Source organism: Streptococcus cristatus (genome assembly GCF_003943505.1).
Classification (GTDB): domain Bacteria; phylum Bacillota; class Bacilli; order Lactobacillales; family Streptococcaceae; genus Streptococcus; species Streptococcus cristatus_E.
Map to the genome: position 1 here is coordinate 1 of NZ_RJPS01000109.1, position 566 is coordinate 566.

Below are 566 nucleotides of genomic sequence, written 5' to 3' on the forward strand. Positions count from 1 at the left end.
GCTTACAATGCGTACCTTCCACACGGGTGGGGTTGCCTCTAATACCGATATCACGCAAGGTCTTCCTCGTGTCCAAGAAATCTTTGAAGCCCGCAATCCGAAAGGGGAAGCGGTCATCACAGAAGTCAAGGGTGAAGTTACTGCTATCGAAGAAGATGCGTCTACTCGTACTAAAAAAGTCTTTGTTAAAGGTGCAACTGGCGAAGGTGAATATGTGGTGCCATTTACAGCCCGTATGAAGGTGGAAGTGGGCGACCAAGTTTCTCGCGGTGCTGCCTTGACTGAAGGTTCTATCCAACCTAAGCACTTGCTGGCTGTCCGCGATGTCTTGTCTGTTGAAACCTATCTGCTTGCTGAGGTACAAAAAGTTTACCGTAGCCAAGGGGTAGAAATCGGCGATAAACACATCGAGGTAATGGTTCGTCAAATGATTCGTAAGGTGCGCGTTATGGATCCAGGTGATACAGATCTCCTCATGGGAACTCTCATGGATATCACTGACTTTACAGATGCTAACCGTGATGTGGTTATCTCAGGCGGTGTGCCTGCGACAGCTCGTCCAGTCC

Annotated in this window: 1 pseudogene; it reads left to right on the forward strand. The window is 48.9% G+C overall.

What is annotated here, in order from left to right:
• Window positions 1-566, forward strand: a pseudogene (locus D8792_RS11260) (DNA-directed RNA polymerase subunit beta'); the annotation flags it as partial.